The organism is Gordonia sihwensis NBRC 108236, assembly GCF_000333035.1.
Taxonomy (GTDB): Bacteria; Actinomycetota; Actinomycetes; order Mycobacteriales; family Mycobacteriaceae; genus Gordonia; species Gordonia sihwensis.
The window spans coordinates 1-15,466 of sequence record NZ_BANU01000020.1; the positions used below are offsets into that span (position 1 = coordinate 1).

The 15,466-nt window shown below is 65.1% G+C and carries 16 protein-coding genes and 2 pseudogenes; 1 reads left to right on the top strand and 17 read right to left on the bottom strand.

Annotated features, from left to right (window positions below; all coding sequences use genetic code 11):
- Positions 1–1,042 (top strand): MFS transporter (locus GSI01S_RS13085; protein WP_006897050.1); only part of this gene is annotated, 1,042 nt, incomplete at its 5' end.
- Between the two features lie 98 nt (positions 1,043–1,140).
- On the opposite strand, the gene GSI01S_RS13090 is transcribed toward GSI01S_RS13085, so the two are convergent.
- The 17 genes and pseudogenes from GSI01S_RS13090 to GSI01S_RS13165 all read right to left on the bottom strand — a co-directional run bounded on the left by GSI01S_RS13090 (position 1,141) and on the right by GSI01S_RS13165 (position 15,466).
- Positions 1,141–2,544: an IS1380 family transposase gene (locus GSI01S_RS13090; protein WP_006897051.1), complete on the bottom strand. Its 1,404-nt coding sequence runs from the start codon at positions 2,542–2,544 to the stop codon at positions 1,141–1,143.
- A gap of 292 nt (positions 2,545–2,836) precedes the next feature.
- Positions 2,837–3,637 (bottom strand): IclR family transcriptional regulator, encoded by an 801-nt coding sequence (locus GSI01S_RS13095; protein WP_006897052.1) that lies wholly within the window; start codon positions 3,635–3,637, stop codon positions 2,837–2,839.
- A 46-nt stretch (positions 3,638–3,683) separates the two neighbouring features.
- A complete protein-coding gene (phtC, locus tag GSI01S_RS13100) occupies positions 3,684–4,433 on the bottom strand; it encodes a 3,4-dihydroxyphthalate decarboxylase (RefSeq protein ID WP_006897053.1) in 750 nt (249 codons plus the stop codon).
- On the bottom strand, positions 4,430–5,665 hold the full coding sequence (locus GSI01S_RS13105) for an NAD(P)/FAD-dependent oxidoreductase (RefSeq protein ID WP_006897054.1): 1,236 nt from the start codon (positions 5,663–5,665) through the stop codon (positions 4,430–4,432). Before GSI01S_RS13105 ends, phtC begins: the two co-directional genes overlap by 4 nt.
- Complete coding sequence (locus GSI01S_RS13110; RefSeq protein ID WP_006897055.1) at positions 5,662–5,859, bottom strand: ferredoxin; 198 nt, start codon at positions 5,857–5,859, stop codon at positions 5,662–5,664. The genes GSI01S_RS13105 and GSI01S_RS13110 overlap by 4 nt, the downstream gene beginning before the upstream one ends.
- Positions 5,860–5,907: 48 nt before the next feature.
- Positions 5,908–6,213 (bottom strand): hypothetical protein, encoded by a 306-nt coding sequence (locus GSI01S_RS13115; RefSeq protein ID WP_006897056.1) that lies wholly within the window; start codon positions 6,211–6,213, stop codon positions 5,908–5,910.
- On the bottom strand, positions 6,210–6,821 hold the full coding sequence (locus GSI01S_RS13120) for a 3-phenylpropionate/cinnamic acid dioxygenase subunit beta (protein WP_006897057.1): 612 nt from the start codon (positions 6,819–6,821) through the stop codon (positions 6,210–6,212). The genes GSI01S_RS13115 and GSI01S_RS13120 overlap by 4 nt, the downstream gene beginning before the upstream one ends.
- 2 nt (positions 6,822–6,823) lie before the next feature.
- Complete coding sequence (locus tag GSI01S_RS13125; protein WP_006897058.1) at positions 6,824–8,287, bottom strand: aromatic-ring-hydroxylating dioxygenase subunit alpha; 1,464 nt, start codon at positions 8,285–8,287, stop codon at positions 6,824–6,826.
- 138 nt (positions 8,288–8,425) lie between these two features.
- A complete protein-coding gene (locus tag GSI01S_RS13130; protein ID WP_006897059.1) occupies positions 8,426–9,292 on the bottom strand; it encodes an aldo/keto reductase in 867 nt (288 codons plus the stop codon).
- 75 nt (positions 9,293–9,367) lie between these two features.
- The gene (locus tag GSI01S_RS20375) at positions 9,368–10,318 is read right to left on the bottom strand and encodes an MFS transporter (RefSeq protein ID WP_006897060.1); all 951 of its coding nucleotides are present in this window, start codon (positions 10,316–10,318) and stop codon (positions 9,368–9,370) included.
- Positions 10,319–10,356: 38 nt separating this feature from the next.
- Positions 10,357–11,250, bottom strand: coding sequence for an alpha/beta fold hydrolase (locus GSI01S_RS13140; protein ID WP_006897061.1), 894 nt, complete (start codon positions 11,248–11,250; stop codon positions 10,357–10,359).
- Positions 11,251–11,405: 155 nt separating this feature from the next.
- Positions 11,406–12,107, bottom strand: a pseudogene (locus GSI01S_RS13145) (ISL3 family transposase); the annotation flags it as partial.
- Positions 12,107–12,613, bottom strand: a pseudogene (locus GSI01S_RS19830) (helix-turn-helix domain-containing protein); the annotation flags it as partial. The pseudogenes GSI01S_RS13145 and GSI01S_RS19830, both read right to left, overlap by 1 nt.
- A 483-nt stretch (positions 12,614–13,096) precedes the next feature.
- Positions 13,097–13,342 carry a ferredoxin gene (locus GSI01S_RS13150; RefSeq protein ID WP_006897064.1) on the bottom strand — a complete coding sequence of 82 codons (246 nt, stop codon included), beginning with the start codon at positions 13,340–13,342 and terminating at the stop codon, positions 13,097–13,099.
- Positions 13,339–13,611, bottom strand: coding sequence for a hypothetical protein (locus tag GSI01S_RS19835; protein ID WP_006897065.1), 273 nt, complete (start codon positions 13,609–13,611; stop codon positions 13,339–13,341). The genes GSI01S_RS13150 and GSI01S_RS19835 overlap by 4 nt, the downstream gene beginning before the upstream one ends.
- Positions 13,608–14,480 (bottom strand): DODA-type extradiol aromatic ring-opening family dioxygenase, encoded by an 873-nt coding sequence (locus GSI01S_RS13160; RefSeq protein ID WP_006897066.1) that lies wholly within the window; start codon positions 14,478–14,480, stop codon positions 13,608–13,610. Before GSI01S_RS13160 ends, GSI01S_RS19835 begins: the two co-directional genes overlap by 4 nt.
- Positions 14,480–15,466, bottom strand: coding sequence for an alpha/beta fold hydrolase (locus tag GSI01S_RS13165; protein ID WP_137809379.1), 987 nt, complete (start codon positions 15,464–15,466; stop codon positions 14,480–14,482). Before GSI01S_RS13165 ends, GSI01S_RS13160 begins: the two co-directional genes overlap by 1 nt.

A 15,466-nucleotide genomic window follows, 5' to 3' on the forward strand; every position in this document is an offset into this window, starting at 1 on the left:
CATGCCGGTGTTTCTCCTTGGGGCGCTGGCCACGGAGATCACCGCAACAATCCGCGTCCCGGCCTACGGGATCGGCCTGGCGGTAGGGGTCTACTGGGCTGCGGCCGCCCTCACCTCCGCGTGCACCGGTGTGATTGGTCGTGTGCTCAGCGAGAAAGGCATGGGCATCGCCGCCTTGCTTCTGGCGGTCGTGAGCCTGACCGGCAGCGCGTCCTGGATCTCTGCGTGGCCGTGGCTAATTGTATGGGCATCCCTGGGGGGACTCGGGAACGGTCTCGGGCACCCTTCCTCCAACCACTTGCTCGTCACGCACATCCCAGCCGCCTCGTGCGGGCTGGCCTTCGGGGTGAAACAGGCCGCGGTCCCTGTGACGGGGTTGGTCGCCGGCGTTTCGATCCCGTTGGTTGCGTTGACTCTGGGATGGTCCATGGCCTTCCTGCTGATGGCTGTACTGGGCATGCTCGTACTGGTCCCCGTGGCCCGGACCCGGACCATGCCGGTCGTTATGGGTACGACCCGGCCGGCGGGGCAATGGGATACCCAGATGCGTTCGGCGTTGGTGCTGATGGCCGCGATGACGATGTTCGCGGGCGGTGCCGTTACGTCCGCCGTGGCCTTTGCCGTGATCGGCGCGCTGGAGCGGGGGATTGCAGTCGGCCCGGCTGGTGTGATTCTGGCCGTCGGCAGCGCCTTAGGAGCCGCGACCCGTATCGTCATTGGCGGAGTCGTCGATCGAGGCGGCGTGTCAGCACTTTCTCTGATCCAGACAGCACTCATCGTCTGCGCCGTCGGGCTTTCACTCATGGCGATCCCCACCACCTGGAGCTACGTGGTAGGTGTCCTGCTAGCGGTGGGCCTGGGGTGGGGGTGGCCAGGTCTGGTGCACTTCCTCATCTCGCACATGGCGCCTGGGGCCACCGCAGCGGCCACCGGCATTGTCCAGACCGGCACGTACATCGGCAATACCATCGGCCCCGTGCTCACCGGGGTGGCCCTTAGCCCCGCTGATTCACGGGCCGGTGTGACTGCTGCTGTCGGGTGACGGCGGGATCGATTTCGTGGGTGGGCGTGCGTGTGTGCCGGCTGGCGCTGCCGGTGGGCGGGTCCCCGGGTGGTGATGTCGTGGGCGGGCATGTGAGGTCAGGCTGGTTTGGGGATCGCGGCGATCGTGTTGAACACAGCGACGATCGCGACGGCCCAGGGCCATGTTTCCGGGATCTTCACTTTTCGCCGTCGGCCGCTGCGGACCAGCCGGGCTGCCACGTGAAGGAAGCGGTAGCGCAGTGCCTTGGGCTCGCACAACGCCAGGACTGCGGCCTCGCCGGTGCAAGCGAGCATCCGCGTCCAGGCAACGAGGTCCGCTGCGATCATCACCGCGACGAGCCAGGCCTGGTTGAGCGCGAACCCCCGCGAAGGTAGCCGCCCGAGCCCGGTGTCCTTGGCGTGGCGTATCCGGTCCTCGACCCGGGCGTGAGCCCGATGCCTGGCCTCGAGGAATTGCAGCTGACCCGTGGCGGTGGTGTTGGTGACAAAAGCCTGGTAGCGCCATCCATCGATCTCCTCGAACATCGACAACTGAGCACCCGGATGGGGCCGCTCGCGGCGCACGATCACCCGCATCCCGTCTGGCCACTTGGCGAGCATCCGTTGGGAGAGGAATCCGGTCAGCTCCGCGATGTCGGCCCCGTCACGAATGTCCCCGTTGGGGTTGAGCGCTGGTCCCCACGCGGCTTCGGGGCAGGTCGCGATGGCCCGGCGAATCGGGGCAGTGATGGAGAAGCCGACCGAGTACTCCACCTGTCGACCACGGACGCGGTTCTGCTCGGTGATCCAGTCGATCAGGTCGTGGGAGGCGCCGGCACCGTCGGAGCGGATCAGCAGATCACGCCGATGACTGGCGGGGATCTGCGCGATTGCCTGGCCCAGGACGTCGATGTGGTCGGCGGCGGTGTTGGACCCGGCGTTGCCTGGGCGCAAGCTCGCGGCGAGGAACTCTTCTGTGTTGTCGCACCACACGCCGATCGGGTGGTACCCGAACGTGCGCTTATACGTCGGCGCAGCAAGCTCCTTCTCGCTGTGAGTGACCACAATGGTGGCGTCCACATCGAGCACGACCGTCGATCCCAGATCCCGCCCCGCACACGCCGATGCGGGCACTCCGCCGGGCAGGTGGGACCACACGTGCCGCCGCGTGCGAGCCCGCGCCACCTGGATCTTCTTGCGCTTGCCGGCAGTGACCTCATCGAGCGTGCGCCACACCGTCGGCGCCGACGCCACTGGGCCCAGGGCGCCGGACTGGTGGCGCAGGACGCCGATGTCGGAGATGGACTCGCCGCCATCGGCGAGCATCACCGCGGTATCGATCAACACCCGGCCGCGATCGTGGATCGGGATGAACCGGCGGCGAGCCATGGCCCCTGACAGCTCGGCGGTCAGACCGACCTGATCAGCCAGAAGTCGAGGCACGATAGCCCCGGCATGCGAGACCACCCCGACACCATCTGCAGTAACGGACAGACCGGCCGACCACGAAGTACGCTTCACCTACCGAGTGCTTTCTGCTGGAGAACATGGAACCTTAGACAAGTCCCAGTTTCCCCTGTTCAGGAAGCACTTCGGTCTATTTTCGCCCAGCGATCCGCAGATTCCCATGAATCACCCGGGTTAGCCTCGGTAACTCGACACTGACCTGGGCGATGCTCGTCACTATGGCAACCGTCGCCGTGGTCATTTCCTTCTTCTTCGGGCTCCGACTGCGGAGAATCGACTCTCTGGAATCGCCGCTGGCCTGAGGTGGTCCTGTCCACAGCACCACCGTCACCGGCCGTCGAGATCCTTAAACGAGCAAGTTCTGGATTTCTTTGGCGACTGTCTGGAGCATAGCTCCGAGTTCTGTGCGGAGTTGTTCAGTCATGCGGTGAGCGGGCACGGATACATTGATCCCGTAGTATCCTCCGCTCGGGCTGGTGATGGGAACAGCGACTGACATGACGCCGTCTTCGCTTTCTTCCTGGCTCGTTGAGTACCCGGTTTGCCGAATCGTTTCGAGGGCACGCTCCAGATCGGAACGGGAAATGATAGATCCCTTGGTGAGACCCGGGAGCTCCTCATACGGGTACAGGGCATGCAGTTGTTCCGTGGTGAGTAGGCTCAGCATTGCTTTGCCCGTTGCAGTGCAGTTGGCAGGAAGCATCGCACCTTGACGTGAGGCAACGCGGACGGCACGTTGGCTTTCGATGGCCTCCAGAAAGTGTGCGTTCGAGCCTTTGAGCTCGGCAAAGTGCACCGTCTCTCCGGTTGCCTCGAATACCCTTTCCATTGCTGGACGAATTAGCGTTCCGATGTCGACGTGGCGCCGTATGGCGAAGGCGATGGAGCTGAGTGCTTGTCCGGGTTCGTACGCTTTGGTCTGAGGGTTCTGCCGTACGAAACCTCGGTAGAGGAGCATCCCCATGAGGCGATGGGCCGTAGATGACGCCACTCCGAGGTACTTGCTGGCATCGGTGAGCCGGATGCTCGGCCGAGTCTCGAAGAGCAGCAACAATCGGAGTGCGTTGTCGACGGATTCGATGGGGTACTGCGGAGGAGGGCCGTATCTGGAGTCGTCCTCCGCCCGTGATGCGGACATGAGCTTCATGTTACTGACCGGGGGTTCAGTCTCTGTCCGGCTAGGGCGCAGGCCATCAACGAGGCTCACCAAGTCGTGCGAGTTCATGTCTCCAAGCAGTCTCTGTGTTGAATGCTCCTCCGAGGTCGGGCAGTTCGGCCATATCGGCGTCGGGCAGATCGACGAGGTGCCCACCAGCCGAAGTCACTTGCAGTGCCAACCCGGACAGGCCGTCCACGCTGATGGCCTGGAGAACTGCTTGCTCGACGGTTTCGGCCGCGCTGGTGAGGCCGTGGCCCCGCAGCACAACAACGGGCCTTGTTCCCATAGCATCGGCCATTTCGGTGGCGAGCCGACGGTCGCGGATGAGTACTCCGCGGGGATAGACGGGCACCCCGTTGGCGGCGAGGCGGGCTCCGGGAATGTCGTACGCCCCTACGATGGGGCGTACTGCAAGCCCTGCCAGGTCGGCGGCAACCACTCGCGGGGGATGGGCGTGAACGACAGCCCGGATGTCTGGGCGGCGCCGGAAGAGCTCGGTGTGCAGCGGCAGTTCGTTGGGGACCGTGTATCCGCCCGCGAGCTCGCCGTCGGCGGCGGGATTGCCGTCGAGGTCCACCATGCGGATGTCTTCGGCTTGCGTATACGCCAGTCCGCGTTCGTACGGGCCGCGACAGCGCACCAGCAATGTGCTGTCGGTAATTTTCAGGCTGATGTGACCCAAGATTCCATCTGCAAGGCCCCGATGGGCCAAGACCCGGCAGGCGAGGGCGATACGTTCCCGGCTGACGCTCTCGGTCTGGGGCAGCAAGTTTCCGGGTGTCATGACGCCCTCCTCGGCGGTGGCTCCAACTGGGGTTCGAGCTTGGCGCGCAGATCCTGCACCGTGATGCCCCTGGCCATGCCCAGACGGCAGGCAATGAGGGCTTTGGGCCAGTTCACGATGGCTGCGCCCCGGACGGTGGTGCCGTCGATGGTGTAGAGGGCGGCGAACTTGCCGTGGACCTGCGGGTGTCCGATGAGGACGTGGTCGACATTGCCTCCGACGCGTCCCACGACCTGGATCTTCCAGTCGTGCTGGTCGCTCCACACGTATTCAATGGGCGTGTAGGCGCGCGGCTGTTCCGGATGGATGATGTTGTAGGCCACGCAGGCGGCCTGTTCCACCGCGTTAGTCCAGTGCTCGGTCCTGACGTCCTCGCCGTGCTTCTGGTGGCGCCAGCGGGCTACGTCGCCGACGGCGTACACGTTCGCAGCGTCGAGGGCTTGACAGTACTCGTTGAGCACGACCCCGTTGTCCACCAGCAGGCCGGATGCGCTAAGCCAGGAGTCATTGGGGATGACGCCAATACCGATCAGCACGGTGGCCGCCTGAACGCTCTCACCGTTGGTCAGGTGGAGGGAGAAGTTGCCCTCCTCGCCTTCGATAGCTTCCACTCCGGTGCCGAACATGGTGTCGACCCCGTTGTCCTGGTGAAGGTCTGCGAACCACTGGCCGATCTCAGGGTTAAAGAGGCGGCTCATGGGCACGGGCACCGGGTCGATGACGGTGACCTCCAATCCCAGGCCGCGGGCGGTGGCTGCCGCTTCGGCGCCGATGAACCCTGCCCCGATAACGGCCAGCGCCCCACCCCGGAGAAGGTCCCCACGTAGTTCGCGGGCGTCCTCAAGGGTGCGCAGCACGTGAATCCCTGGAGACTGGCCCCAGGGAGAGGGCCGGGGTGATGCTCCGGTGGCAATGACGAGGTTGTCGTAGCGAAGGGGGTCATGCCCTTCAAGCTTCAGCAGGTTCTCGGCGACGTCCAGATCGACAGCGCGGTGCCCCAGCAAGAGTTGGATGTCCTCGGCATCGGCCTGCTCCTGTGTCAGCAGCCGGATAGAGTCCTCGTCGGCGGATCCCGCAAGAACGGATTTCGACAATGGCGGCTTATCGTAGGGAAGTTCGGTCTCTTCTCCCACGAGGATGATCTCCCCCTTATAGCCTTCCAGCCGGAGGGACTGCGCGGTGCGCACCCCGGCAATGGAGGACCCGACGACGACGACGGTGCCCGGGCTCATGCGTCCTCTACCACCAGTGCGGAGACCGGGCAGCTGCGCGCGGCTTCGGTGACGCGGGCGCGGTCGGCTTCGGGGACTTCGGTCTGGAGCAGCACGACGATCCCGTCGTCGTCCAGGTCGAAGTAGTCAGAGGCTCCGACGACGCAGTTCGCGTATCCCTGACAGGCCTGCAGATCGGCTTTTACAACGGGCATGGTCGAACTCCTTAGCTTGAGACGGTGGTGCTCTGGCGGTTGGGGTGTTTATTCGTCTTCGGCCACGAGCGGCCCGAAAGGGTGTCCGATCATGGCCGAGAACGTGGCCGGGGCCTGCCAGGTCAGGGACTCCAGTTCCAGCGGACAGAGCGTTACCCACTGGCCCGAACGAGGAGATTGAATCATCAGCCGCGAACCGTTGCGGGTCTCGATGCGGGTGACCTGGACCTCCGAGAACTCGTTAGCGATCACGATCGGCTTGCCGGTGACGTGCTCTTCGAGCCGGCGGCGTTCCTCGGTGGCCTGGATCGCCGCGAGGCGGTCTTCCTCCTCGCCTTCCCATTCCAGTTTCACAGGAAGATCGCCAGGTTCTGCATGCGGATGACCGACTCGTCGACCATGATGGTGCGACGGGCCAGCTCCCACCCGGACCCGGATGAGGTACGGCGGAGGAGATCCTCGCGTCCTGCCGAGACAGTGGAGGACTCCCCGACGTCACCACGGCTGCGGAAGAGAAGAACCGCCGAGTCCACGATGATCTCTTGCGGGTCGGGGGTGCGGAAGGTGCGCACGTTGGTGATGTAGTGGCGCAGCCGTGATGGGGGGTCTTCGGTCCACGCGTGCTCGGTGGCGAAGCGTGCCACGCGGCGACTGAGCGAGTACTTGTTCTCGTCCCAGTGCGCCATCCCCGGTGAGGTGGAGTATCCGGCGCCCAGGGCAGTGGTGACGCGGACGGGCATGAGATAGTGCACGTCATCGGCGATCCGGGAGAGCCACTCGTCGTAGTCCTGGGCGTCCAACAGGTACGCCTCATCGACCAGCCAACGATGCGCCTCCAGGTGAAGTTCATCGTTGAAAGGCAGGGTCTGCCCCGTCCGCTGAGTACGCGGGGCGTGGGCTCCCAGCGCCGATTGTTCGGACAGCGTCAAGTTCTCGTTCTCGTGTGCCGTTCCAACACTCATGATCAGACCTCCTCGTGAAGGGTTGCTGCGGGCGCGGTCTCTGCGCTGCCGCAGGCCGGGCGGGCGGGCCCCGATCCGGCGGCCGGTGGCGCTTGCACCGGGTCCGAGCCCACGTGCACCTGCGCTGCGGCTTCTACCGGACGTTCGAGGTGATCGGCCCACCGGCGCAACAACTCCCGCTGGTTGTACTCGCTGTAGCCGACACGGGTGGCGCCGGGTCCCGAGTATTCCTCGGGGGACAGGGCCTCGACGACGTTCTCGCCGTTCTCGAGCATGCCCATCCGGCTGTTGAGCAGCAGACGCCGTGCCATGGAGCCGGCGGCAGTATTGGTGAGGGACACCCAGTTCTCGACGTCGTCCTGCTCGAACATGCCGCCACTGCCGAAGCACATGAGATACGCCTTGTAGGAAAGCGCTTTGTACTCCTCCGGCGCGTTCTTGTCGACGGCGAACCACGAGAGGACTTCCGTCTCGTTCTCGCTGATCGGCTGCCACACGCGGATAGAGATGAAGGGGAGCACCTCGTCGGAGCCCTCTTCGACCCGCGGCCAGTTATGGACGAAGCTCATGTTCGGGAACAGTGAGGCCGCCGAGATCATGAACCCGTCCTTGCCGACCACGTCGAGCTGCTCCTGGGTCCACTGCTCCTTCATCCGGGCGATCATCTCGTCCGGGTAGCCCACGTAGCGCAGGCGCTCCTCCAGGCCACCTTCGGGCAGCTTGTAAGTGGTGCCGCCACCGTTGCCAGCCCAGTACGTGGTGCCGTCCTTGCGCTTCTCCGCCTTGGGCTCGCGGAAGAGGCCGATCTCCACCACCGAGGTGTGGGTCTGGGGCGTGTGGTACATGTCCCCGGCGAAGTTCTCGGCCCCGATCTTCCAGTTCGCCTTGACCCGCCAACGCTGAGGGCCACGCAGCTCGATGCCGTCCGCGCTCTGCTTCGTGTAGTAGTCCAGGTAGAACTTGAAGTCCCCCAGGAACTCCTCCAGGGGCTCGGCATCCGGGTCCATGCTGATGAAGATCAGACCGTTGTACGTGGCCAGCGAGGGAGCAGGCAACAAGGTCTGGCCCTTCTTCTTGAAGCCTTCCTCCCCGCCGTATGCCTCCTTGTGAAACGGCAGGCCAACGAGGCGCCCGTCATTGCGGTAAGACCAACCGTGGTACGGGCAACGGAAGTGGGAGGCATTGCCCATCTCCGCCCGGCACACCTGCATGCCCCGGTGGAGGCACATGTTGAACAGGGCCCGGACCTGGCCCTGTTCGTCCCGAGAGATAATGAACGAGTCCTCGAGGACCCTGCGGACCACGTAGTCACCAGCCTCGGGGACCTCCGACTCGTGGGCGACGAACAGCCAGCTGCGGCTGAAGAGACGTTCCTTCTCGAGTTCGAAGAGCTCTTTGTCGTTGTAGATATGTGCAGGGATCATGCCCCGCCGTACGTCCTCGAGGACGCCGTGATGGTCTGCCATGGGAGAGCTCCTTCTCGATCATCGATCAGTCAGTCTGTAGAGCAGAGGTCCACTCTGTCGTGAAGAGGTTTCCGCATTTTGTGATCTACGTCAACCCCTCCCACTCTTCGTGCCAGGTACGGGTGGGTGCGGCAAGGGTCAGTGGCCGTTTTCGGGGGAGTCGGAGTCGCGGGCGGCGTTCTCTCCGCGGTCCAGCCTCGCCAGGGCGGCCATTTCCTCGGCAGTCAGGGAGAAATCGAACACCGAGATGTTCTCGACCAGCCATGCGGGTTTGGCGGCCTGCGGGATCGGGACGATTCCTTGCTGGACGTGCCAGCGGAGCAGAACCTGCGCCGGACTCTTTGCTGTCCGTTGCGCGATCTGCACCACGATGGGGTGGTCACGCAGTCCCGATTCGCGACCAATAGGGCTCCAGGCCTCGGTAATGATGCCCAGGTCCTGGTGCACTGCCCGCGGGGGTAGCCGTGCGAGATCGGGGCTGAGCTGGATCTGGTTCACGTCAGGAACCACGCCGGTCGCGGCAATGACCTTCTCCAAATGGTCCGGCTTGAAATTGGAGACACCGATCGCTTTGACACGGCCTTCGTCCAAGAGCTTGACGAGGCCTCTCCATGCCTCGGTGTACTGGTCCAAGGCCGGCACGGGCCAGTGGCACATGAACATGTCCAGGTAGTCCAGGCCCAAGGCTTGGAGACTGCGGTCGTAGGCCCTCTGCACACCGTCGACGCTGTGGGACTCCTTGTTGAACTTGCTGGAGACGAACAGCTCTTCACGCGCAACGCCGGCAGTGCGGACACCGCGTCCCACCGCGTCTTCATTGCGGTACTGGAACGCGGTGTCGACGAGCCGGTAGCCGCTTTGAATGGCGTAGCGGACGGCCGTCTCGCACTCTTCCCCCACCAGTGGCCAGGTGCCCAGGCCCAGATGCGGAATGCTATGCCCGTGCCGCAGTCGGAGCCTCGGGACCGTTGCGGGGTCATCGCTCGGATGGGTTTTCGTCGTCATGGACAGCCTCTCGTCGAAACGTCTTGCTTTCTTGTCACCGGAGGCAAATAGCGCGAGCCTCGGGGTCTGTGTCGGTCAGTCGACATCTTTGTTGGATCTCCAGGTGGTTGCAGCTGGGGTGATGATGAGCAGGCCCGCGGCCAGCAGGGCCGCGGTCACCGGAACGAGGGTGACCAGCCCGGCCATGCCCAGCGGTGAGAGGAAGAGCGCCGTGGCGCGGAAAGTGCCCGTCAATGCGAGGGCGTCTCCGCGTTCTTCTGGGTGCACCTTCTCCGCTGCGATGGCCGGACCGACGGTCTGCAGGACCCCGGCACCGATGCCGGAGATGGCCAGGGCAATGGCCACCGGGGCGGTCAGACCGGCGAACGGTCCCACTGCGGCCAGTCCCAGCCCTGTAGCTATCATCCCGATGACCAGAGACGCCCTGACGCCCCGGCGCCGGACCCACCCGCTGGCGGTACTACCGACGAGAACGGTGGCGTTGGCGATGGAGAGCAGGATACCGATGACTGCAGCCGGTTGGCCTGCCAGGGACAGGGCCAAAGGGACGTAGGAGTTTAGAAGGCTTTTCCAAACCCCTGCGCCCGTGTTCATCCAGCAGGCAGCGTTGACACCGGGTCGTCGCCACAGACGGACATCCCTGCCAGTGGGTGAAGAAGGCCTGGCCGCGAACGGGGGAAACCTGATCAACAAGGCCGCGGGGACGACGGCGACGGAACCTGCGACGATCCCCATCATGAGTGGCAGTTGCACCGAGGCCTCCCAGAGGTATCCGGCCACCGTGGGGCCGAGAAGCGCACCGATCCCCGCCGCCAGATTGACGTCCCGGAGGCCACTGACCGGTGCGGCGGATGTACGAACGGCGTGGGTCTGGCTGCTGGTCCAGAAGAACGCCCGGGCTATTCCCTGGACCAACTGGGACGCGACAAAAAACACGACCGCGGGAGAAATCGCGAGCAGTGCGCACGAGATCGCGATCATCAGCCCGGATCCAGCTTCCTCTTCGAAGTTGTTTGTATCAGACATCTGGTCTTTCGAGCACGAAAGACCGACGAAGGGTTCTGCTAAAGCGAGATGAACGCACCAACCGCGGCGTTGAACTTTTCGCGCTGGTCACTGAACACGTGATGACCAGCGTTGTTGATGAGATAGAGCGAGCTATCCAGGGTGTTGGCAGCGATCAGATCGAAGAGCCCCTTACCCATCGACACCGGCGCCGATCGATCATTGACTCCCCACACAACCAGCGTCGGCACCGGGATTCCTGCGTCGGCAAGCCGTTCCTGAACCCAGCGCCTGCCCTCGCTGAGGCTAGGCAACCAGTGCTCCTCCGCATTGCGTGCATATCCGGCGACAGCGTCGCGCTGCTTTTCGCTCTCGAGCCACTTTGTGGCGATCCCGATGTAGTCCTCGGGCAGATCTCCCTCATTAACCGCCTGGGCAGCATGATAGTGACGGATCAACTCGGCCGAACCTCCGGGGGCAGTCCTTTCGACTCGCTCGTAGAAGTCCATGTCGGTTCCGACGGGCGGCGCCGGTGCCGCAGTCGCACTGCTGATGATGACCAGCTTCTTTACCATCTCAGGGTACTTCAACGCGAGAAGGACCGCCGTCATGCCGCCGCGCGAGTGACCCACCAGGGTCAGGTTCTTGAGCCCCAACTGAGTTGCAAAGTTCGCAACGTGTTCGGCGACCGCGTCGACAGTCCAGTCTTCGTCATTCAGCGGGAGACCAGTCTCGCCCTGACCGAGTTTGTCGACCGCGAGGACACGGCCGTACTCGCCGAAATCCTCTAGAACGTTGCCCCAGGATTCGATTCCGGCCGGTATGAAGAACCCGAAATGCCCCCCATGGATGAGGAGGATCGGATCCTTGTCCTGGCCGTCGTCGAAATAACGCGTCTGAACCCCTTTCACATCGACGAAATGGAACTTCTGGGTGATTGAAGAGCTTGGCACGGATAACGCCTTTCTGTGCACGATAACGATTGAACAATTCATCGCAGTTCGACCCCTACCGACGTGGTAGTTCTGGCCAGTAGAAATCTCTTCTGCGTGTGCCTGAAAGCTACGCGCCTCCGCATCGACTGTCAATAGAAAGGGCCCTTCCGGATTCAGAGTGCATTGATCCGATCCTGAAGCTGTCCGGAGTGGATCAGTGACCGCAAGATGTAGTGCTTGAGGTTGCGGAAGCCCAGGGCGATTCCGCGGAGGTGTTCGAGCCTGCCGTTGATGGCCTCGACGGGGCCGTTGGAGGCACCCACGTCGAAGTAGGCGAGGATCTCGCGGTGCCGCTTCCATAGCGACCGGCCGAGCTGGGCGAGCTCGGGCAGCTCGGTGGGCACCCCGGTCCGGATCGAGCGCAGGAGCTTGTACATCGCGATCTTGCCCTCCCGCTTGCCCGAGGCCTCGTAGGCGGCGATGAGTCGCTGGTAGACGCCGTAGGTGACCTCCACCGCCGCGTGCGCATCGTTGGCGGTGAACGCCTTGAACAAGCGCACTTTCTGTTTGTCGGTCAGCAGCCCTGCCCGGGTGTTGAGCGTCCTGCGGATGCCGTACAGCGGATCGCCGGTGCGGCCCCGGTGCCCGGTGGTGGCCTGCTGGATGCGTTGGCGGCACACGGTGAGCTTGTCGGCGGCAAGATGCACGACGTGGAACGGGTCCATCACCGTGCGTGCTGCGGGCACGGCCTTGGCTGCGGCGGAGTGGTAGCCGGCGAACCCGTCCATCGTGACCACCTTGACTCGGTCTCGAAATGCCTGGTCGCGGGCGTTGAGCCACTCGGTGAGGACCTTCGCCGAACGGCCCGGGACCATCCTTTGGCGCGGCCGAGGAACTTGTGCCCGCCGCCGTCGGGGATGCGTCCGAGCTTCTTGATGTCCACGTGCACCAGATCGCCCGGTGCGGCGTGCTCATAGCGCTGCGGGCGTCGCTTGGTGGCGCGCACCGGGGCGCCGGTGGCCGGGTCGGTGAACGCCAGGCGCACGCACCCGAAGCGGGACAGGATCTTGTGCACCGTCGAGGGGTGCATTCCCAGGTGGTAAGCGATTCGGGCTGGCCCCCACCGGCGCGATACGCGCAGGCCGATCACCCGGCGCTCCCGACGACGCGGGGTGCGGTGGGGGCAGGTGTGCGGCCGGCTGGAGCGGTCAACCATGCCGGCCTTGCCCTGCTCGCGATACCGGCTGGCCCAGCGTCGGGCCGTGGTGACCGAGACACCGAACCGTTCCGCAGCTCGGGCCGGGGGCCAGCCGTCTTCGACGACACACCGGGCCAGGCGCAGTCTTCCCGTGGGCGTCAAGGTCGCGTTAGCGTGGGACACGAAGACCTCCGTTGTGGGTGTGGTTGCTTGGTCGCTTTCACACCTCACACGGAGGTCTTCCTCATTTCATCTCGCCATGCCGACCGGAGACACAACCTCCGTGGTCAGTACATCTAGCCGACTGGGCCAGTGCCCGAGGTGCGGCAGGAAGGCAGGCCGGTATCCTCTTGGGCGTCAACGATATGCCCGCCGCGGCGACCAAATGCTGTACGCGTGGCAGCCCGGGATGCTGGCATCGAGCCCCGGATCGCGAGTCGCCCGGTCTGACAACGTGGTCGTTGACCCGCTCAGCGATCGGCCATTGCGGCTGCCACCCCTCCAACCGAGAGCGCGAGCGGAGAGAACCTGCTGAACGGCGCAGCCGGCCGCTAACGTCGGTGGTAGCACGTTCACGAACCGGGGCACAGGGCGTACCGGCCACCGCCGCCCGACGGGGTTCGTTCTCGACCGCGGTTGCCACCGCGTCCGGCGAAACTCCGTCGGTCACCGGCCGCGCCGCGGCAGCGATGGTTCGTCCACCAGGGGGTCGGAGACGGTGATGGCCCGCATCGGGCAGCTCGCGGCGGCCTCGAGCGCTAAGGCGCGGGTGCGGGGGCCACCGTCAACAGGCTCCAGAACGACGGCGACGCTTCGCTCGTCATCGAGGTCGAAGAGCTCGGGCGCGGTCACAACGCACGAGGCGAAGCCCTCACACCGCTCGAGGTCCACCGTAATGTTCATCATGTTCATCGTCCCTCCGTGGTTAAGTCATGGGCAGTCTGTTCGGCGGCGAAGCGCCGCATCGGATCGATCCTGAGCGCGCCGGCCAGCTGCATGATCAGCAGTGGGTGGGCGCCCCTTTGCTGGAGGGTGACCAGGTCGCCCTCCAGGACGGCCGCAAGATCGGCCAGCCGTACGCCTGCGAGGTCGGCCGCGAGCTGGCCCGACTCTTCCGCAATAGAACGAAACTCCGGATCCCGGACGACCCGGCGGATGACCTGGTCCAGGGGTAAGTTCACGGTTCCTCCTCGGGGGCCAACCGAGCCAGCGCGATCCCGGTCGCCCAGTCCGGGACGGACTCGTATGCCAGGACGACCCCTCTCGGCCCACGGGCCGTCCGCTCAGGCTCCGACACTCCCCAGCCCTCCTGACGGGACGCGGCGGCCATCGCGGTGACCCAGTTGCAGATCTCCGGGGCACCATTGCCGGCCTCAGCGAGGACGTCGGCGGTCTTCATGGCGAGGATCGCGCCGAGGTCCCCTGCGCGCACGTGCTGCAGGAATCGCTCGTCGAAGGCGGAGTTGATCTGGCCCATCTCCGGCGTGCCGACCCAGTGGGAGAGCCCGCCGGTCCCGAGCACGACCACTGTTTCGGCTGCGGGCCGCCGCGTAATGACGTCGCGCAGCAGTTCCCCCAGTTGGGCGCTGCGCCACAGGGGTGGCAGAGGCTCGGTGTTGGCGTTCTGGAACACCGGGACCACCGGGATGTCCATCTCTGGTCGGATCAGGGTCAATGGTGCCATGAACGCATGGTCGATCTTCGGGTTGGCGGAGAACGCGAGGTCGAATCCGGCGGCCACCCCTTCGGAGAGCAGCTGGGCAGCGAAGGCGCCAGCAAGTGGGACCTCGGCGCTGGCCACTCCTCCATCGCCCCAACCGGTGGCTATCTCTCCGATTCCGACGCATATCTGCGGAAAGCTGTCGTAGCTGAAGGATGCTAGGTGCTCGCTGCTGACGACGACGAGCACGTCAGGGGACAGCCGGTCAATTTCCGCACGCACCTGAGCGAAGGCCTGATGGACTGCGGCGTGCACGTCGTTGTCCGGTTGGAGCTTTCGGATCATCATCGCCGTGTGGGACGTCGCGTACGCACCTACCAGCCTGCCCATCAGCGGGCCGCCCGTTGCCGGTTGGTGGCCGGATCCGTGGGGCCGCCGTCGCCGTCGCCGTCGGTGCGCCCACCTCGGCGCCCCGCGGTGACCGAACGCACGAAACCGCCGACGACAGCGTGGAATTCCGCCGGCTTCTCGAACTGCGGCCAGTGACCGGCGTCCTCCATCAGACGGAACGTTGCATCGGGAATGATCCGGCTGGCCGCCTCCCCCACCGTCCACGGCATGGTCGGGTTCTGCCGGGTCCACAGCACGAGCGTCGGGCAGTTGATCGTCGCGAGCCGCTCGGCGGTCAGCAGTTCCTCCGGCCGGGGCCGGGAGGTGAATGCGGCGACCATGTCACCGGCGGTGGCGGCGAAGTCCGGGCTGGCGTAGATCCGGTACCGGGTCTCCACCAGTTCGTCGGTGACCACGGACGGGTCATGGACCAGCCATTCCAGCCGAGTCCGGACCTTCTCCCGGGTCGGGGTGTCCAGAGCCTTGGTGGTAGCCTCCGCGACCTGCCGGCCGACGTTCTCGGTCAGCGTGGCACCGTCGGCGTCCACCTGCAGCCCCGCCCCGGTGACGCTGACGAGCGAGGCGACCCGCTCGGGGTGGTGGACGGCGAGAAACGCCGCGACCCAGCCACCGAGAGACTGCCCGACCAGGTGGGCTCGCGAGGCGCCGATCTCGTCGAGGAAGCCGAGCACGTGCTCGGCGAGCGCGCGGATCGAGTACTCGATCTGCGGCTTGTCGGTGAAGCCATGACCCAGCATGTCAATGGCATGCACGCGGAAGTCCCGGCCGAGGACGGCGACGTTGCGCACCCAGGTCTCGGCGTGCCCGCTCACGCCGTGCAGCAGGACTACCGGCTCACCGGCGCCTGCCTCGATGCTGCGGGTGCGGTAAGAGCTCGCCTGGCGGTACCGGACCTCGGTTCCCAGCAGGTCCACCCAGAACGAGTTCCCCTGGGGCTGGGCCATTCCCCCTTCAGTGCTCGTCAC

Coding starts and splice junctions, on each gene's coding strand:
- GSI01S_RS13095 (WP_006897052.1), bottom strand. CDS start 3,637: ATGAAGCTCATGTCCGCATCACGGGCGGAGGACGACTCCAGATACGGC.
- GSI01S_RS13130 (WP_006897059.1), bottom strand. CDS start 9,292: ATGACGACGAAAACCCATCCGAGCGATGACCCCGCAACGGTCCCGAGG.
- GSI01S_RS13160 (WP_006897066.1), bottom strand. CDS start 14,480: ATGGGCAGGCTGGTAGGTGCGTACGCGACGTCCCACACGGCGATGATG.
- GSI01S_RS13125 (WP_006897058.1), bottom strand. CDS start 8,287: ATGGCAGACCATCACGGCGTCCTCGAGGACGTACGGCGGGGCATGATC.
- GSI01S_RS13120 (WP_006897057.1), bottom strand. CDS start 6,821: ATGAGTGTTGGAACGGCACACGAGAACGAGAACTTGACGCTGTCCGAA.
- GSI01S_RS20375 (WP_006897060.1), bottom strand. CDS start 10,318: ATGTCTGATACAAACAACTTCGAAGAGGAAGCTGGATCCGGGCTGATG.
- GSI01S_RS13105 (WP_006897054.1), bottom strand. CDS start 5,665: ATGAGCCCGGGCACCGTCGTCGTCGTCGGGTCCTCCATTGCCGGGGTG.
- phtC (WP_006897053.1), bottom strand. CDS start 4,433: ATGACACCCGGAAACTTGCTGCCCCAGACCGAGAGCGTCAGCCGGGAA.
- GSI01S_RS13150 (WP_006897064.1), bottom strand. CDS start 13,342: ATGAACATGATGAACATTACGGTGGACCTCGAGCGGTGTGAGGGCTTC.
- GSI01S_RS13110 (WP_006897055.1), bottom strand. CDS start 5,859: ATGCCCGTTGTAAAAGCCGATCTGCAGGCCTGTCAGGGATACGCGAAC.